Source organism: Pseudomonas sp. S5F11, assembly GCF_019641515.1.
Classification (GTDB): domain Bacteria; phylum Pseudomonadota; class Gammaproteobacteria; order Pseudomonadales; family Pseudomonadaceae; genus Aquipseudomonas; species Aquipseudomonas rhodesiae.
In genome coordinates this window covers 1872777-1889807 of sequence record NZ_JAIFJZ010000001.1, presented here as the reverse complement: position 1 = coordinate 1889807, position 17031 = coordinate 1872777, and the positions used below count along the sequence as shown (strand labels likewise).

At 62.3% G+C, this 17031-nt stretch carries 15 protein-coding genes; 10 read left to right on the top strand and 5 right to left on the bottom strand.

Features of this window, described 5'->3' with window-relative positions; all coding sequences use genetic code 11:
* Positions 1 to 76 precede the first annotated feature (76 nt).
* A complete protein-coding gene (locus K1567_RS08335; RefSeq protein ID WP_047882582.1) occupies positions 77 to 691 on the bottom strand; it encodes an NAD(P)-dependent oxidoreductase in 615 nt (204 codons plus the stop codon).
* 36 nt (positions 692 to 727) lie between these two features.
* The gene (locus K1567_RS08330; protein ID WP_213549044.1) at positions 728 to 1594 is read right to left on the bottom strand and encodes an MBL fold metallo-hydrolase; all 867 of its coding nucleotides are present in this window, start codon (positions 1592 to 1594) and stop codon (positions 728 to 730) included.
* A gap of 106 nt (positions 1595 to 1700) precedes the next feature.
* Here K1567_RS08330 and K1567_RS08325 point away from each other — a divergent pair, with 106 nt between their 5' ends.
* A complete protein-coding gene (locus tag K1567_RS08325; RefSeq protein ID WP_034096430.1) occupies positions 1701 to 2615 on the top strand; it encodes a LysR family transcriptional regulator in 915 nt (304 codons plus the stop codon).
* A gap of 90 nt (positions 2616 to 2705) precedes the next feature.
* On the top strand, positions 2706 to 2882 hold the full coding sequence (locus K1567_RS08320) for a hypothetical protein (protein ID WP_167389878.1): 177 nt from the start codon (positions 2706 to 2708) through the stop codon (positions 2880 to 2882).
* Here the strand turns inward: K1567_RS08320 and K1567_RS08315 are convergent.
* The gene (locus K1567_RS08315; RefSeq protein WP_034096432.1) at positions 2875 to 3750 is read right to left on the bottom strand and encodes a helix-turn-helix domain-containing protein; all 876 of its coding nucleotides are present in this window, start codon (positions 3748 to 3750) and stop codon (positions 2875 to 2877) included. The genes K1567_RS08320 and K1567_RS08315 overlap by 8 nt on opposite strands.
* Positions 3751 to 3939: 189 nt before the next feature.
* On the opposite strand from K1567_RS08315, the gene pobA reads away from it, so the two are divergent.
* Positions 3940 to 5124, top strand: coding sequence for a 4-hydroxybenzoate 3-monooxygenase (gene pobA, locus K1567_RS08310; protein WP_220699028.1), 1185 nt, complete (start codon positions 3940 to 3942; stop codon positions 5122 to 5124).
* 129 nt (positions 5125 to 5253) lie between these two features.
* On the top strand, positions 5254 to 6705 hold the full coding sequence (locus K1567_RS08305; RefSeq protein ID WP_236217527.1) for an MDR family MFS transporter: 1452 nt from the start codon (positions 5254 to 5256) through the stop codon (positions 6703 to 6705).
* A gap of 69 nt (positions 6706 to 6774) precedes the next feature.
* Here K1567_RS08305 and K1567_RS08300 read toward each other — a convergent pair whose 3' ends face one another.
* Together K1567_RS08300 and K1567_RS08295 are read right to left on the bottom strand one after the other, a co-directional pair.
* On the bottom strand, positions 6775 to 7614 hold the full coding sequence (locus K1567_RS08300; RefSeq protein WP_169867484.1) for a cache domain-containing protein: 840 nt from the start codon (positions 7612 to 7614) through the stop codon (positions 6775 to 6777).
* A 50-nt stretch (positions 7615 to 7664) separates the two neighbouring features.
* Positions 7665 to 8438 (bottom strand): transporter substrate-binding domain-containing protein, encoded by a 774-nt coding sequence (locus K1567_RS08295; RefSeq protein ID WP_034096435.1) that lies wholly within the window; start codon positions 8436 to 8438, stop codon positions 7665 to 7667.
* A gap of 365 nt (positions 8439 to 8803) precedes the next feature.
* Between K1567_RS08295 and K1567_RS08290 the strand changes: the two genes are divergently transcribed.
* From K1567_RS08290 to K1567_RS08265, 6 genes are all read left to right on the top strand, one after another.
* Positions 8804 to 10174 (top strand): glutamine synthetase family protein, encoded by a 1371-nt coding sequence (locus tag K1567_RS08290; RefSeq protein WP_034096436.1) that lies wholly within the window; start codon positions 8804 to 8806, stop codon positions 10172 to 10174.
* A 99-nt stretch (positions 10175 to 10273) separates the two neighbouring features.
* Complete coding sequence (locus K1567_RS08285) at positions 10274 to 10870, top strand: class I SAM-dependent methyltransferase (RefSeq protein ID WP_034137380.1); 597 nt, start codon at positions 10274 to 10276, stop codon at positions 10868 to 10870.
* A gap of 125 nt (positions 10871 to 10995) precedes the next feature.
* Positions 10996 to 12129 carry a ribonuclease D gene (rnd, locus tag K1567_RS08280; RefSeq protein WP_034096438.1) on the top strand — a complete coding sequence of 378 codons (1134 nt, stop codon included), beginning with the start codon at positions 10996 to 10998 and terminating at the stop codon, positions 12127 to 12129.
* Positions 12126 to 12419 carry a YcgL domain-containing protein gene (locus tag K1567_RS08275; protein ID WP_034096439.1) on the top strand — a complete coding sequence of 98 codons (294 nt, stop codon included), beginning with the start codon at positions 12126 to 12128 and terminating at the stop codon, positions 12417 to 12419. The genes rnd and K1567_RS08275 overlap by 4 nt, the downstream gene beginning before the upstream one ends.
* A 106-nt stretch (positions 12420 to 12525) precedes the next feature.
* A complete protein-coding gene (locus tag K1567_RS08270; protein ID WP_034112423.1) occupies positions 12526 to 13458 on the top strand; it encodes a D-2-hydroxyacid dehydrogenase in 933 nt (310 codons plus the stop codon).
* Positions 13459 to 13602: 144 nt separating this feature from the next.
* Entirely contained in the window at positions 13603 to 17025 is a 3423-nt protein-coding gene (locus K1567_RS08265) for a hypothetical protein (RefSeq protein ID WP_220698342.1), read from the top strand.
* Positions 17026 to 17031: the final 6 nt, after the last annotated feature.

Sequence of the window (17031 nt, the reverse complement as noted above, 5' to 3'; positions counted from 1 at the left end):
TTTGATCTGGTTTCCTCAGTCCATGTGGGAGGGGGCTTGCCCCCGATAGCGATGGATCAGTCACTCCATCAATCAATCAGTAACCGACCGTAAAACGCTGGCGCGGGTGCTGATGCTTTTCCACTTCATCGATCATCGCGATAGCGTAGTCGGCAAAGCTGATCCAGCTGCGGCCTTCGGCGCTTACCAGCAAATGGTCCTGACCCAGGCGGAACGTGCCGGTGCGCTCGGTCTCGACAAATTCCGCCGACGGCGACAGGAAGGTCCAGTCCAGTTCCCGTTCCTGGCGCAGGGCCTCCAGGAACTCGGCGCCGGCGCTGGCTTCGGCTTTATATTCGGCCGGGAAGCCCTGGCTGTCGATCACGCGGCTACCGTCCGGCAGCAACAGCGAGCCTGCGCCGCCCACCACCAGCAGACGTTTGACCCCGGCTTTTTTCACCGGACCGAGCACCGCCGCAGCGGGCAAGGTGGCGAAGTGCGCCGCGCTGATCACCACGTCGCAGCCGCTGACGGCCTGTTGCAGGGCCTCGGCATTCAGGGCATCGACCTGCTTGACGGTGACGCCGTCGCGCGCCGGCAAGGCGTCTGTATTGCGTGCGATGGCGACCACGCTATGGCCGCGACGCAGGGCTTCTTCCAGCAGTTGGCTACCGGCACGACCGGTGGCGCCAATGATTGCGATCTTGCTCATGATGTTCTCCAAGTAAAGGTCAGGATCTACAACGGTTCACCACTTCATTTCGCCCTTGGCGACTTTTGCGCTCAGCTCCAGTGAGCTTTCGTCGGCGAGGGTCGGGTAACGCTTTTTCATGGCCGCGATCAGTGCGGCGGAGTCCTTGGCCTTGGCGGTTTCCAGGTCAAAAGCCTTGATGTAGTCGGCGGTGAAGGCCACTGACGCCAGCGACGGCGTGCCCAGGTAGTGCCCCGGAATCACCGTGCGCGGTTGCAGCTGTTGGATGCGCTGCAGAGTCGCCAGCCAGTCTTTGTGAGACTGCGCGCTTTGGGTGTCGGCCATCCACACATGAATGTTCTGGGCGACCACCACGCCACCCACCACAGCCTTGATCGACGGGATCCACACAACGCTGCGATCCGGCTGCGGGCCGTCCAGGCCGATCACCTCCAGTGTCTGGCCTTCCAGGCTCAGGCTATGACCTTCAAGCACCTGGGGCACGATGATCTTGGCCGGTTTGTCGGCGCCCATTTTCGGGCCCCAATAGGCCAATTTGCCGGCCTCGGTGGCTTTGATGTGCTCGACCACCGGTTGTGGGGCCAGCACTTTGGCGTCGGGGAAGGCCGCAGTGAGGATGTCGAGGCCGAAGTAGTAGTCCGGGTCGCCATGGCTGATGTAGATGGTGGTCAGGTGCTTGCCGCTGGCGCGGATTTTTTGCACCAGTTGTTCGGCCTGGCCTTTGCCGAATTGTGCGTCCACCAGGATTGCGTCCTTGGCGCCGCTGACCAGTACCGAACTGACCGGGAAAATCGCTGCTTCACCGGGGTTGTACACGTCCAGGCTCAGGTCGGCCGCTGCCGCTTGGGCCGCGAAAGCCAGGGCGGCGCTGGCCAGCGTCAGGCGCTTGAAAATTGAGAACATCGGGTAGCTCCAGCATCGATTCGAAGAATGCACAGAGCTTAGTTGCACCAAACCAAACTAAAAATGCGATGCTGGAACATAGTTTGTTTCTAAAAGCGGACAGATCATGGATCGTCTTCAAGCAATGCGTGTATTTGTCACCGTGGTCGACCTGGGCAGCCAATCCGCCGCCGCCGATCATTTGGACCTGTCGCGCCCGGTGGTATCGCGCTACCTGGCCGAGTTGGAGGATTGGGTCGGCGCGCGCCTGCTGCACCGCACCACGCGCAAGCTCAGCCTCACGGCGGCCGGCAGCGAAACTCTGCCCCGTTGCCGGCAAATGCTGGAGTTGAGTGCCGATATGCAGGCCGCCGTCAGCGAACCGGACGATGCACCCCGTGGCCTGTTGCGCCTGAGTGTGAGTACCTCGTTCGGCCAGGCGCAACTGGCCGAGGCCATCGCCGAGTACGTCAAGCGCTACCCGTTGGTCACGGTCGATCTGCAGATGCTTGACCGCACCGTCAACCTGGTGGATGAGCGCATCGATTTGGCGATCCGCATGAGCAACGACCTGGACCCCAACCTGATCGCCCGGCGGCTTACGGTTTGCCGCTCGGTGGTGTGCGCCACCCCGGCGTACTTGCGTGAGCATGCGGCGCCGCACAACGTCGAGGACCTGGCGCGACACAACTGCCTGACCCACTCGTATTTCGGTAAGAGCTTGTGGCATTTCGAAGAGCGGGGCGAACCTGTCTCTGTGCCGGTGAGTGGCACCATCACCGCCAACGAGGCCAGCACTCTGCTGCGTGTCACTCTGGCCAGCGCCGGAGTGGCGATGCTGCCCAGCTATCAGGCCGTGGATTACATCCGCCGTGGCGAACTGGTGCGCCTGCTGCCAAGCGCCGAACCCCGGCAGATGAACATCTATGCGGTCTACGCGTCGCGCAAGCACATGCCTTCGGCGCTGCGCAGCCTGCTGGATTTTCTGGTGTTGCGCTTTCCCGAAGAGCCGGCGTGGGATGAGGGTTTATACGCGACATAAACGGGTTGAATGGCGTCCAATAATGGCAACCTGCCCCGGCTGACCTATGCTTTAAACAGCACCGTGTATATCTGTGCAGAGGTCAGTGCCATGAGCATCAAAACCCGCAAGTACCTGATGATTTTCGCCCTTAGCGCGCTGGCCAGTGCGCTCTACGGGACGGCCGCCTACCGCGTCGAGCAGACCCGCATGCAACCGACCTTTGCGATCAGTTGCCATCAGGATCAGTGCATTCCCCACAGCGGCAGTTTCAGCGCGCTCAGGTAGGCTGCTGCGCTTTTAACTGTTCACGAAACGCCTTGGGTGAAAACCCGACCCGGCGGCGGAACAGCCGCGAGAAATTGGTCGGGTCGGAAAAACCCAACACCTCCGACATCTCATTGATGGTCATGCTGGTGTACGTCAGCAGGCGCTTGGCTTCCAGCAACTGGCGGTCATGCATGATCTGCAGCGCGGGCTGCCCGGCCAATTCGCGGCAGGTACCGTTCAGGTGCGACACCGAGATCCCCAGTTTGTGGGCCAGGTCCTCGATTTTGGGATGCTCGCGGTAGTGCTGTTCCACCAGCTGAGTGAAGCGCCGGAAATACTCACGACCCCGTGGTGCCCGTGGATGGCGGCGCTGGATCGCCTGGCGGCTGACCCACACCAGCAGCACGCTGACCAGGGCGTGCATCAGCATGTCCCTTGCCGGTTGCTCATCGGCGTATTCATCCTGCAGGCGCGCGAACAAGCTATTGAGGTAATCGCTGTCCTTGCCCGCTGGGTAATTGCCCAATGTCTGCAAGGCATCGACCGTGGAACCCAGTTGCGCCTGCATGTGGTCCACCAAGGGCGCGGCGAGGGTCACCACATAGCCTTCGACATCTTCACTGAAGCGAAACCCGTGCACGCACAGCGGCGGCAGGACCTGCAGCGTGGCTTCGTTGAGTGTGGTGCGCTGACCTTCGATTTCCAGCTGGGCCTGGCCTTTGTGCACATACAGCAACTGGCACAGATCCGCGTGCCGGTGGGGCTGGATCTCCCACTGGTATTCCCGGCTGCGCCGGGAAATGGTTTCGCAGTGCAACAAATCGGGCGTCGGCCATTGCTGGCTTTCCCCGTACAGCTTGAAGACCGGAATCGCGGTTTTGGTCATGGTTTCAATCCGATACTCAGGATAGGGGTGCGGTAATCGCCCCGATTGGTAAAAAGCGCAGGCTTTGGCGCAGTTTTCACCTTCTTATGCCGTGCACTCAAGTGAAAAATGTCAGCTACAAGATCAATGACAACTCTTTCACTCAATCCGTTCGAGTGGAACTTGCGGGCGATAAAAATAATGAAAACGCTGAATACCCAAGTCGCCATTATCGGCGCCGGTCCGTCCGGACTGTTGCTCGGTCAACTGCTGCACAACGCCGGCATCCAGACCTTGATCCTTGAGCGTCAGAGCGCCGATTACGTGGCGGGTCGCATCCGCGCCGGCGTGCTGGAGCAGGGCATGGTTGACCTGCTGCGCGAGGCCGGTGTGAGCCAGCGCATGGATCGCGAAGGCCTGGTGCACGACGGTTTCGCGCTGGCGCTCGACGGTCAACTGACCCCTATCGATCTCAAGGCGTTGACCGGCGGCCAATCGGTGATGGTTTACGGCCAGACCGAAGTCACCCGCGACCTGATGGCCGCGCGCGCGGAAGCGGGCGCCACCACCCTGTATGAAGTGCGCGACGTACAGCCCCATGACCTCAAAAGTGATCGACCTTGGCTCACCTTCGAACACCAGGGCCAGGCGTTTCGGCTGGAGTGCGATTACATCGCCGGTTGCGACGGTTTTCATGGCGTGGCACGTCAGTCGATTCCGCCTGAGTCATTGAACATCTTTGAACGGGTCTACCCCTTCGGTTGGCTGGGCATCCTCGCCGACACACCGCCGGTGCACGAGGAACTGGTGTACGCCAAGCACCCTCGCGGCTTCGCCTTGTGCAGCATGCGGTCGCCGACCCGCAGCCGCTATTACCTGCAAGTGCCGGCGGACGAAGACCTGGAGCAATGGTCGGATGCGCGCTTCTGGGAGGAGCTCAAACGGCGCCTGCCCCCGGCATTGGCCGAGCAACTGGTGACTGGGCCGGCCATCGAAAAAAGCATCGCCCCGCTGCGCAGCTTTGTGGTGGAACCGATGCAGTACGGGCGCTTGTTCCTGCTCGGCGACGCCGCCCATATCGTGCCGCCCACCGGGGCCAAGGGCTTGAACCTGGCGGCCAGTGACGTGAGTACGTTATTCAGGATCTTGCTTAAGGTTTACCGCGAAGGCCGCGTGGATTTGTTGGAGCGCTATTCCGCCATTTGCCTGCGCCGCGTGTGGAAGGCCGAGCGGTTTTCCTGGTGGATGACCTCCATGCTGCATACATTCGCCGAGGCCGATGGCTTCAGCCAACGCATTGCCCAAAGCGAGTTGGAGTATTTCGTCGGCTCCGAAGCCGGGCGCAAAACCATCGCAGAAAATTACGTCGGACTTCCTTACGAGGCTATTGAATAGCCTGCTATCGTATTGCGCATTGCCGTGGGCGCCTTTCCCACGGCCTTGCTCGAAGGTTCCTGCGTGACTCAGCTTAATCACTCCACCCCACCTGTTCCCGCCGTGCGCAGTATTCTGATTGCGCTGATGATGGCCATCTTTCTAGGCGCCCTCGACCAGACCATCGTTGCGGTGTCCATGCCTGCCATCTCGGCACGCTTCCACGACGTCAACCTGCTGGCCTGGGTGATTTCCGGCTACATGGTGGCGATGACGGTAGCGGTGCCGATTTACGGCAAGCTCGGCGACCTGTACGGGCGTCGGCCGATGATGCTGATCGGCATGGGGCTGTTCACCCTGGCCTCGCTGTTGTGCGGCATGGCGCAAAGCATGGAACAACTGGTACTGGCGCGGGTACTGCAGGGGATCGGCGCCGGGGGCATGATCTCGGTGAGCCAGGCGATCATCGGCGACATCATCCCGCCTCGCGAGCGCGGGCGTTATCAGGGCTATTTCAGCAGCATGTATGCGGTGGCCAGCGTAGCCGGGCCGGTGTTGGGCGGCTACATGACCGAGTACTTGTCGTGGCGCTGGGTGTTTCTGATCAATTTGCCCCTGGGCGCCGGTGCCTGGTACGTGGCCCATCGCACCCTGGTGGGGCTACCGGTGCCGCAACGCAAGCCGATCATCGATTACCTCGGCACTGTGCTGATGATCGTGGGCCTGACCGCGTTGCTGCTGGGCATCACCGAAATCGGCCAGGGCCATTCGTGGCGCGATTCGCAGGTGTTGGGGCTGCTGGGCGGTGCGCTGGTGGTGCTGACGCTGTTCGTGTGGCATGAACGCCGCGCGCGCGAACCGCTGCTGCCGATGCATCTGTTTGCCAACGCCAGCGCGGTGCTGTGCTGGTGCACGATTTTTTTCACCAGTTTCCAGGCGATTTCCCTGACGGTGCTGATGCCCCTGCGCTTTCAGACGGTGACCGGCGCCGGTGCCGACAGCGCCGCTCTGCATCTGCTTCCTCTGGCTATGGGCCTGCCGATCGGTGCTTACTGCGCCGGGCGCCGCACGTCGGTGACCGGGCGCTACAAACCGATGATCCTCAGCGGTGCGCTGTTGAGCCCGCTGGCGATCCTCGGCATGGCCTACAGCGCACCGCAGGCGGTGGGGTTGACGGCGGTGTTTATGCTGTTGTGCGGGATCGCCGCCGGCATGCAGTTCCCCACCTCCCTGGTGGGCGCGCAGAACTCGGTGGCACAGCCGGATATCGGTGTAGCCACCAGCACCACCAACCTGTTCCGCTCCCTGGGCGGCGCGGTGGGGGTGGCCTGCATGTCGGCGCTGTTGCTGGCGTTGCTACAGGATTCCAGTTTCGCCCACCTGGCCAGCGGCGCTCTGGTGGCCGAGGGCGCGTCCGGCAACGTGCTGCTCGACGGCCTCAACGCCGCCCCCGGCCCGGCGCAAGACGCCCTGCGCGCGGAACTGGCGGTCACCTTCCGGCATTTGCTGATGGTGAGTGCGGCGGTGTCGTTGCTGGGGCTGGCGGCCGCCGTGGCCATGCCTGATCGCATACTGCGCGGGCGTGAGGACAAGGCCAAGTAACGGGAACCGTGAACGACAAACTGTGGGAAGGCTTAGTCCCTCCCACATTTGCATGCAGTCCAATTCAAATCACGGGCTGTAGTAGCCCACCGCAACCATGAAATGCCCGGCCTTGCGCACATACACATGCTTGTTCTCGATTTTGCCGGTCACCGGGTTTTTCCAGCGGTATTTGTATTCGCCCTGATCCTGCTCCGCCATCATCTTAAGCATCGGTTCGCCCACCGGTTTGCCGTCCGGGTCCTTGACCTTGCTGAAGTCGGTGTTAATCATCCGCAATGTGGTGCCGTGGGCCACGTAGCGGTGGGTATTGAGGTCGACCACAAATACATACAGGTCATCTTGTAGAAAACCACCCTGCAGTGAGTTGATCGCCTTGAGTGTGCCGGTCTCGTCCTTGAGTAACGCGTTCACCGCTTTATTACGCAGCGCCCGCGCCTGTTCCGGCGTGGCCCTTGGCAGGTAGTAGCCCACCGCCAGGATGCGTTCGCCGACGCGCTGGTAGAACACATGTTTGTGCTCGACCTTGCCGTCGTTCCAGTTCTGCCAACGATAGTCAGCCTGCTGGATGCCCTGGCCTTCCGGAACCTTGAGCGCTTGCTTGAATGACTCACGCAGGTCCGGCCCCAGCACCTCGGACACATCGCGGCCGATCAACGCCGAAGACGGGCCGCCACTGGCCAGCAACACGCCTTTGGTGTCCACCACGAACACATAGCGGTCATGGTCGACGAACTCGCCCTGGCGGCTGAACGCGGCGAACGCCTTGTCGCCATTGCTCTGGTAATAAACCAGGGCTTTTTCCAGCAGCGCCTTGGCTGCCTGGGCGTCTTCATCCCGAGCGGTATCGGCATGCACCTGACTGAAACCCAACAGCAGCAACCAAGTGATGCGCAGCAGTCCCTTCATGAGCCAATCCTCGTTCTTGTTGATGTGAGCACAGCGTAGACGCCTATGGCTCAGGGCGCCGCCAGCCATTGATCGACGATGCCTTGGTACACCCCGGTGGCCACACTCAGGTGCAACCATTGGTCGACATAGCTTTTCCACGCCACGTCATCGCGGGGCAGCAGGAAGGCTTTTTCGCTGTACTGCATCTGCTTGTCCGGGTTGACCGCGCACAGCCCCGGCTTGAGTTTCTGCTGGAAGCGCGCCTCGCTGGCATCGGTGATCATCACGTCGGCCTTGCCCGCCAGCAACTCGTCGAAAATCGTCACGTTGTCATGCAGGCGAATCTGCGCTTTGCCCAAATGCGTGCGGGCGAACACTTCGTTGGTCCCGCCCGCCGGTTCGATCACCCGCACCTGGGGCTGATTGATCTGCTCGACGCTCTGGTAACGCTGCACGTCGGCGCAGCGCACCAGCGGGATCTTGCCGTCGACCCCGAGGGACTGGCTGAAAAAGGCTTTTTTCTGGCGCTCCAACGACACTGAAATGCCGCCCACCGCGATATCGCAGCGTTGGGCCAGGAAGTCTGGCATCAGGGTTTTCCAAGTGGTGGGCACCCATTGGATCTTGGCGTTGAGGCTCTTGGCCAGGGATTCGGCCATGGCAATGTCGATGCCTTCGTAGCCGCCATCGGCGCGCAGGGAGGTGTAGGGCTTGTAGTCGCCGGTGGTGCACACGCTGAGGGTGCCACGCTGCAACACTTCATCGAGGCGCGACGGGGCGGTGTCGGCCAGAGCCGGCGCGGCCAGGCTGGCCAATACACCGAGGGCTAAAAGAGCTTTCATGCAGTCGCGTCCTTGGGGCGGGGTCGGGCGGCCATTATTTCCAGCGCGGGGCAGGGTGGCAAGGCGTGACGATTGTTTAGTCGGGCTGCAACCATACTCCGCCAACCGTGAATTTAACCGGCGCTCGCGGCATGTGAGGCTGGCGCGCATCCCATCAGTGTGATTCGCCCATGGCCGCTTCCCCCGACGCCCACCTCGCGACACTGCCGTCCGCGCTGGCGTTCTGGGCGCTGTTCCATTGCCGCCACGCGCGCCCGCCGGATACCGCTCTCCTACGTTGATTGGCCCATTGGATGACGCACGCCTGTGCCCATCTGCCCGGCGGCGCCCGCGCGCCTGCCAGACCCACACGTATGAGAGCCCCCATGAGTGTTTTCGCCAGCCTGCACGAAGCCCAGTCTTTTCTTGAACACAACCCGGATATCGAACTGTTCGAGCTGTTTATCCTCGACAACAACGGTGTGCCCCGCGGCAAGCTGCTGCACCGCGATGAACTGCTGGCGGTGTATGAAAGCGGCCGCCCGCTGCCCAGTACCATCCTCGGCCTGACCATCAACGGCGACGACGTGGAAAACTCCGGGCTGGTTTGGGAGGTCGGCGATATCGACTGCCGCGCCTACCCGATCAGCGGCAGTTTGCAGCGTATGCCGTGGCGGTTGATCCCCACGGCGGCGGTGCAGGTCAGCATGCACCCCAGCGAAGGCCTGCCTGCCACCGTGGCCGACCCGCGCCAGGTGCTGGCCAAGGTGATCGACGCACTCAAGGCCGACGGCTATTACCCGGTGATGGCGGCCGAGCTGGAGTTCTACCTGCTCGATCAGAAACCCGACAGTCATGGCCGCCCGCAACCGGCGCTGGATCAGGACGGCGGCCGGCCGCGCGCGACCCAGGTCTACGGCCTGCGGGAACTGGAGCAGATCGAACCCTTCCTCGCCGACCTCTACAGCGCCTGCAAACTGCAAGGCATTCCGGCGCGCACGGCGATTTCCGAATACGCCCCGGGGCAGGTCGAGATCACCCTGGAGCACCGCTCCGACGCCCTGCAGGCCATGGACGAAGCGGTGCGCTACAAGCGCCTGGTCAAGGGCGTCGCACACAAACACGGCATGGCCGCCTGTTTTATGGCCAAACCGTTCGACGACCTGGCAGGCACCGGGCTGCATATGCACGTCAGCCTGGCGGATGCCGAAGGCCGCAATTTATTTGCCAGCGCCGCCGCCGATGGCACGCCGCTGTTGCGCCACGCGGTGGGCGGCATGCTCAGCACCTTGCTGGATTCGCTGCTGATGTTCTGCCCCAACGCCAACTCCTACCGGCGCTTCCAGGCCAACAGCTACGCGCCGTTGGCCGCCACCTGGGGGGTGGACAACCGTACCGTCAGCCTGCGTATTCCCGGCGGGCCAGCGCCCTCGCGGCATATCGAACACCGCATCTGCGGCGCCGACGCCAACCCATACCTGGCCGCCGCCGCGATCCTGGCCGGCATTCATCGCGGCATTCGCGAGCAGCGCGACCCCGGCGCCCCGGTGGAAGGCAACGGTTACGCCCAGGCCAAAGAGCGGTTGCCCACCGACTGGCTCACCACCCTGCGCGCACTGGAAGGGTCGCATTGGGCGCGGGAAGCGTTCGGGCCTGAGTTTCTCGGCGTGTACCTGGCGGTCAAGCGCGCCGAATACCGCCAGTTCATGGGGCAAGTCGGTGAACAGGACTGGCGCTGGTATTTGCATCAAGCATGACGGGATTAACGGTAGTGTCTTCGACCTTTTTTTCACGTTGCCGCCGTTAAGCTGCCAATCAAGGTCGTTCACTACCGTTTCACCCAGATGAGCCCATAGATGTCGTCACAACCTCCATCCTCCATCGAGATTGAATACGCCGAACGCTGTGGCCGTGAACACGCCCGGGTCTGCGGCGATACGCGCCCGCCAGGGCTGCGCCGGCGTCTGGTGGCGTGGCGCGACGCCTGGCTGGTGCGCCAGGCGTTGAAAGTGGCCGGTGAGCCGGGGCTGATCCTCGACCTGGCCTGCGGCTCGGGGCGGTTTTGGCCGGTGCTGGCCGAGCACGTCAACCGGGTGATTCTGGCCTCGGATAATTCCCAGGCCATGCTCGACCATGCTCGCACCCACTACCCGGCGTCGTTGCTCAAGCGCGTCAAGACGTTCCAGGGGTCGGCGTTTTCCATTGGCTTGTCGGAAAACGCGGTGGATTGCATCTTCTGCCTGGAATTGTTTCGTCATGTGCCCGACAGCGAAGGGCGCCTGGCGTTGCTGCGCGAGTTTCATCGGGTCAGTCGCGACACCGTGATTGTTTCGGTCAATTCCCGCGCCGTCGTCGAGGCAGAGTTTCGTCAGGCGGGGTTCAACGTGCTGCACCATCAGGAATTCGTGCCGGGCTCGGCGGTATGGCGGGTCTACGTTCTGCGTAAGAGATGATAACTCCCATCTGTCGGACTATTCTTCAACTCCTGTCTGAGTTTTCATGATCGGCTGTGCACTGTGGATGCTCGCAAGCCTCTTGCGCGATATATACTGCGCGCCATTCTTCAAGGGAGAGCCGTGTGGCCATCGATATTCACTGGATCTGCGACAACGATAGCCTCGGCCAGCATTGCGCCGAATGGCAGCAGTTGCCATTCGTCGCCCTCGACACCGAATTCATGCGGGTCGATACCTTTTACCCCATTGCCGGGCTGATCCAGATCGGTGATGGCGTTCGCGCCTACCTGATCGATCCCCTGACCATCGACAACTGGCAACCCCTGGCCGCCTTGCTGGAAAACCCAGCCGTGATCAAGGTGGTGCATGCCTGCAGCGAAGACCTCGAAGTACTGTTGCGCCTGACCGGCAGCCTGCCGGTGCCGTTGTTCGACACCCAACTGGCAGCGGCTTACCTGAACCTCGGGTTCTCCATGGGCTATTCGCGTCTGGTGCAAGCCGTGCTGGATATCGAGCTGCCCAAGGGCGAAACCCGCTCGGACTGGCTGCAGCGGCCATTGTCCGAAACTCAGATCAGCTACGCCGCCGAAGACGCGGTGCACTTGGCCGAGGTCTACACACGCTTGCGCCCACGGCTGTCGGACGACAAATACGCCTGGGTATTGGAGGACGGTGCCGAACTGGTGGCCAACCTGCGCCGCGAAGTCGACCCGTATGAGGTGTACCGCGAGGCCAAGCTGGCGTGGAAACTGTCCCGCGCGCAACTGGCCGTATTGCGTGAGCTGTGCGCCTGGCGCGAGCAACAGGCCCGTGCCCGTGACCTGCCGCGCAACCGCATCATTCGTGAACATTCGCTCTGGCCCCTGGCCAAGTCCCAGCCGGATAACCTCGCCGCCCTGGGCAAGATCGAAGACATGCACCCGCGCACCGTGCGCCAGGACGGCCAGTTCCTGCTGGATCTGATCAAGCGTGCCGGCAGTGTGCCCGCCGACCAATGGCCGCCGGCCATCGCCGAACCGTTGCCGGTGGACGCCGCCGCGCTGATCAAGCAACTGCGCGCACTCGGCCAGGCCGAAGCTGAACGCCTGGACATGGCGCCGGAGCTGATGCTGCGCAAGAAAACCCTCGAAGCCCTGGTTAAAAGCGGCTACCCCGATGGGCCTTACCAATTGCCAGACTCGCTGCGTGGCTGGCGCCGTGAGTTGATGGGCCAGGCGCTGCTCGACAGCCTGGCCACTGCCGGAGAACAGCCTTGAAACGTATTTGCTCCATCTACCGCAGCCCCAAACGCGCCGGCATGTACCTGTACGTGCTCAAGAGCGATGCCCTCGAACGCGTACCCGAAGGTTTGGTGAGCGTATTCGGCAAACCGGTGCATGCCTTCGACCTGGTGCTGACGCCCGAGCGCAAGCTGCAACAGGAAGACATCCACCAGGTACTGGAAAACCTCGACAAGCAGGGCTACCACCTGCAAATGCCGCCGGCCGAGGACGAGTACATCGAACACTTGCCCGAAGAGCTGCTGCGTCGCAATGACCCGATGTGATCGGTAGGTGCCCTGTCCGGGGCACATTTTCAATGAAATCGTATGAGTTGGCGGTGGCCGTAAGGATGCGGGCGGCCGTCTGCACTGTTTTTGAAAGGTTTGAACCATGCGTGTTCTGATTGCTGAACAGGATCACCCGCTCTATGCGCGACTGCTGCGCGAAGCCGCGCCGGACCTGGAGGTGCTCACCAGCGGCGACTCCGCCGAGTTATCGCGCCTGGCCGCCGATTGCCCGGTGTGGCTGGGCCAGCCGGACCTGCTGGCGACGCTGTTGCGCCAGGGTCATCAGCCGCAATGGCTGCAATCGACCTGGGCCGGCATCACGCCACTGTTGGCCGACGGCTTACCGCGCAACTATCGCCTGACCCGTGCGGTAGGCATCTATGGCCAGGTGATGGCTGAGTTTGTGCTCACCTATATGCTTGGCCACGAGCGTGAAGTGCTGGCACGTCTGGTCAGCCAGGTCGAGCGCAAGTGGGACAACCGCATGGGCCAGAGCCTGGCGGGGCGCACGGTGCTGATCGTCGGCTGCGGCGATATCGGCCAAAGCGTGGCGCAGTTTCTGCTGCCGTTCGGCGTCAAGTTGTACGGCATCGCCAGCACTGCGCGGGAGCAGGCGCCGTTTATCGAAGTGGCCGGCCTCGATCAACTGGGGCGGTTGGTGGGGGAGGCCGACTACGTGATCAACCTGCTGCCGAACACGCCCAACACCCACGACCTGTACGACGCGGCGCTGTTCAAGCAATTCAAGCCGACCGGGCTGTTTATCAACGTTGGGCGCGGCGTGGCGGTGGTCGATGCCGACCTGGTCGAAGCCCTCAAGGAAGGGCATCTGGCGGGCGCGGTGATCGACGTCTGTCGCCAGGAGCCGTTGCCGCAGCGCCATCCGTTCTGGACCGCCTGGGGCCTATTGTTGACCGGGCACAGTTCGGCGCCGACCTCGCCGCCGATGATGGTGGATTTGTTTATCGAAAATTTACGCGCGTATCAGGCCAGTGTGCCCTTGCGCGGCGCCGTGAGTTTCGACCGCGGCTATTGAATACACAGGGTCGCGGCCGTTCGGCCATGCGGCGGTCGAGGGTGGGGCTCACGGAGTTTAAAAACGTCTGCTCACACTCAGTCGATTTCGCCGTTTACTGCCCTGTGTGAGGCTGGCGCTCTTTGCCAAAAAGAGTGCCCGCCCATGCTCAGTTCCGGTGCTGTTTCCTCATCTTCTGGCGTTACTCCGTTATTCCCCGCGCCGGCTGCCGACGCGGTCATTCCCCCGTCCCAGGTACCGGCGGCGTTGCCCACCGCTAATGCTCACCTGCGCACGGCGTTGGGCGACCGGCATAACTGGAAAGTCCTCGGGCAACAGCTCGCAGCCATGGCGACCCGGCTTGGCCCGGCGGCCACGCCACAGGCTGTGCAGGCTGCGTTGCGGCAGACGCGGATGGACCTGCATCCCGACTCCTCAAGCCTTGCGCAGCTCGGTGCCGACCCAACACTTGAGGCTTTTATCCAGGCCAACGGTCTGCGCCTGCCGGCCAGGTTCTTTCACCTGACAAGCCTGGCGGACGCGGTCAGCGAGCGCGCCCTGGCGCATCCCTTGGGTAATTTCGGCGGTGGCCTGTCCTGGCCTGTCGCGCTGACGAGCGATGCACAGCGCATGTTGCTGCGCGCCGCTACCGACTATGCCGCGCATCACCCGAATAATCCCCAGACGGGCCCCAGTGCAGGGGCGCTGGAGTACCTCAACGGCAACCGTCCGCTCCCCAGCGATGCCGCCGACGATCCGGCGAAGGCGTTGCAAATGCTGGTCGGTTCCGCCCGTGGCCAGGCACTGGGCCAGGCCATGCAGCAACAGTTAAATGGCATCGCCACCGACACCAGCGTCAACGATTACACGCTGGCGGCGATCAACGTGGTGCTCGATCCCCAATCGGTCGCCGCACCCCGTCGCAATACAGTCGCAGGCTTCGATTTGGCTCAGCCGCGCTACTGGGGCAGGCCCATCACCGAGATACGCGCCGGGCTGAAGCAGCATTTGGTGGACAGCGGCCAGACCAGCGCCGGCATGGCCAATGTGGGCGCCTACGCGCTACTGGCCCGCAACGCCCCGCAGCTTCTGGTGAAGGATCTGCCTGACAACGTGACCTTTGGCAGCCCGGCCTGGGTCAGCCTGTCGATTGCGGCGGCAACCATCGAGGCCCAGGCGCCGGGTTCAGTGCCGAATATGACGTTTGCCCAGGTCATGCTCCAGGCCAAGCGTGCCGCCATGGCCGATCCGCTGGTCACCCAACACGCCCAGAGTGCCGCTTTGCTGGATTGGGGCGTGGTCAACGGCGTGGTGTCGGCCAAACCCGACGAGCGCTACACCCCAGCCGAGATCGAGCGGGTCAGAACCGCTTTCAATCGCCAGATGGATGAGCGTGTGCAGGCCTCCAGCCTGATGGAAACCGAGCTGCCGAACCGCAAGGAGATTGCGTTGGCCAAGCTCAAGGAACGGTTCGGCGAGGGCCTGCCCTTCGAGGCCAAGCGCCTGAGCGTCAAAGACCCGAGGCCCGGATTCGACCAGCCACTGTACGACCCGAACCGCGCGCCAGCGGGCCTGCACTCAATGCTCGATATTGCCATGGGCGGGTTGCACAACTACGCCTGGGAAACCCGCGACCCACGCCTGAGCAACGCGATCAAGGGCAAGTCCCTGAAGCTGGACGCCCATGGGGTTTTCAATAACCAACTCAACCAGGCAATCGCTGCGCGCAAGCAGGGCATAGGCACGACGATTAAACACCTGGTGGCGCAATTGCCCTTGGCTGATCGACAAAACCTCGAATATGGAAAACTCGAGTTTTTCCAGAACCATACATACGCGCTGGGGCTGGGCTTGACCGGTAGGACCCTGGAGCACAAGAACCCCACGCTACTGATCAAGGCCACCCGGCCCCGTGGCGTCAGCGTCTACGCCCTGGATCTGAAGCAAGGCGCTATTCGAACGATGCCGGCTTCGGTGCTGACCCGCGAGCGTGAGCGCGAGGCCAACCGGGTCTTCCCTATCGAGCCCTTCACACCGCGGCATAACAGCGGTGCTGCGCCGAATCGGGTAGAGCAGGCCGTTCCGTCAAGTTTTGAGAGCGCGCGAACACAGTTCATCGCCGATGCCTTTGTCGAACATTTGGATATCGACAATGACGAAGCGGTCAAGCAGGCCAAGGGCGTCACGACCTACGATCGGCAGATGGAAAACGAATGGAAGCTGGCGGATTTTTTCCTGAATCTGGTGCCGCTCAGGTCAGCGATCGGCAATTTTAAGCAGGGCAATTACCTGGATGGCGCATTGGATCTGGGGATGGATGTCTTCGGTTTTGTCACCGCCGGCGCAGGGGCCTCAACCAGGTTGGCGAAAGTGGGCGCCACGGCGGCGTCTGCTGGGGTCAAGGTGTTGAAGGTGGCCAGGATCATCGGCACTACCGCAATCGGTGCATTCAACCCGGCCAGTGGCCTGGGCGATTTGATTGGTCAAGGCGCGGGGTTGATCCGTCGGGGTGGCAGTTACCTGCTGGGCAAGGCGTTGAGCGGGGTCAATCAGCTCAAGGGCGCCGCCGGCAGTTATGACCTGTTGAAGACGGTCAGCAAGCAGTACGACGCAGCGGCAACCGGCACGTTCAAGGTGGCGGGCCAGGCCGTTGAGGGGGGCGCGGTACTTAATAACGGTCGTTGGTATGCCTTTGATGTCGACCACCTGCGCCCATATGGGCCCCCGCTGGAGGAGTTCACCGCGCAGACCAAAGCGGTAGGCGGGGCCTTGACCAGCGTAAGACGCGATCCGGGTAGCGAGCTGAGTAACCGAGCCCTGAGGCAGTACAGCGTGCCCGAATCCAGGATTGCCGGGCTCACGCGCAACAGTCGAGGGGTTTATACGGGAGCGGATGGCCATCTATCCTTTATCCGCCAAACCGACAGCACCGGTGCAACCGCTGTGTATGAGGTTCGGCAAGTCACCCGTACCCAAGACGGTGCGGTGCAGGCGAGGATTTACCACAACAATCGCCAGACTCCGGTGATGGTGCAGCATGTCGAAGGCGACCAGTGGCTGCGTTTGGGGGCTCGCGGCGGTAATCCACCTACGGTTGCCGAGGATCTCGGGCCCATCATCGGCGCAGGTGGCGAAGGCACAATTTACGAAAGCCTTGACGGCAAGAGTGTCTATAAAGAGTTCGTTGATCCCGTCCGTGGCTATATCCCCAGCTATGTGCAGATAGAAACTGACTGCCTGAACACCTATTACGGCGCTGGCTTTGCAACGGCGATTATCGAAGGCGAGCAGGCCTATATAAAAATGGGCAAGTTGGATGGCGTCGCGCTCAGCACCGTCGGCGGCCGCAGCTTGCCGCCGCAGGCCAGCACCTTACTGGAGGACGCACTGCGGCGAATGGAGGAAAAAGGCATCTATCACCAGGACTTGCAGCTCAAGAACTTCCTGTATTCGGCCCGCGATAAAGTGGTGTATCCGGTGGATATCCAATCGATGCCGGCGGAGTTCGTGGTCGGCCCCGTTCTGGATGCCTACAACGACATGAAGAGCACCTTGCTTTGGCAGTTCAGTGGGTTGGTTGGCTCATGACACGAC

Excerpts from the sequence above, each read along its gene's own strand:
- K1567_RS08335 (WP_047882582.1), bottom strand. The coding sequence starts at position 691 with ATGAGCAAGATCGCAATCATTGGCGCCACCGGTCGTGCCGGTAGCCAA.
- K1567_RS08330 (WP_213549044.1), bottom strand. The coding sequence starts at position 1,594 with ATGTTCTCAATTTTCAAGCGCCTGACGCTGGCCAGCGCCGCCCTGGCT.
- K1567_RS08325 (WP_034096430.1), top strand. The coding sequence starts at position 1,701 with ATGGATCGTCTTCAAGCAATGCGTGTATTTGTCACCGTGGTCGACCTG.
- K1567_RS08320 (WP_167389878.1), top strand. The coding sequence starts at position 2,706 with ATGAGCATCAAAACCCGCAAGTACCTGATGATTTTCGCCCTTAGCGCG.
- K1567_RS08315 (WP_034096432.1), bottom strand. The coding sequence starts at position 3,750 with ATGACCAAAACCGCGATTCCGGTCTTCAAGCTGTACGGGGAAAGCCAG.
- K1567_RS08305 (WP_236217527.1), top strand. The coding sequence starts at position 5,254 with ATGGCCATCTTTCTAGGCGCCCTCGACCAGACCATCGTTGCGGTGTCC.
- K1567_RS08300 (WP_169867484.1), bottom strand. The coding sequence starts at position 7,614 with ATGAAGGGACTGCTGCGCATCACTTGGTTGCTGCTGTTGGGTTTCAGT.
- K1567_RS08295 (WP_034096435.1), bottom strand. The coding sequence starts at position 8,438 with ATGAAAGCTCTTTTAGCCCTCGGTGTATTGGCCAGCCTGGCCGCGCCG.
- K1567_RS08290 (WP_034096436.1), top strand. The coding sequence starts at position 8,804 with ATGAGTGTTTTCGCCAGCCTGCACGAAGCCCAGTCTTTTCTTGAACAC.
- K1567_RS08285 (WP_034137380.1), top strand. The coding sequence starts at position 10,274 with ATGTCGTCACAACCTCCATCCTCCATCGAGATTGAATACGCCGAACGC.
- K1567_RS08270 (WP_034112423.1), top strand. The coding sequence starts at position 12,526 with ATGCGTGTTCTGATTGCTGAACAGGATCACCCGCTCTATGCGCGACTG.
- K1567_RS08265 (WP_220698342.1), top strand. The coding sequence starts at position 13,603 with ATGCTCAGTTCCGGTGCTGTTTCCTCATCTTCTGGCGTTACTCCGTTA.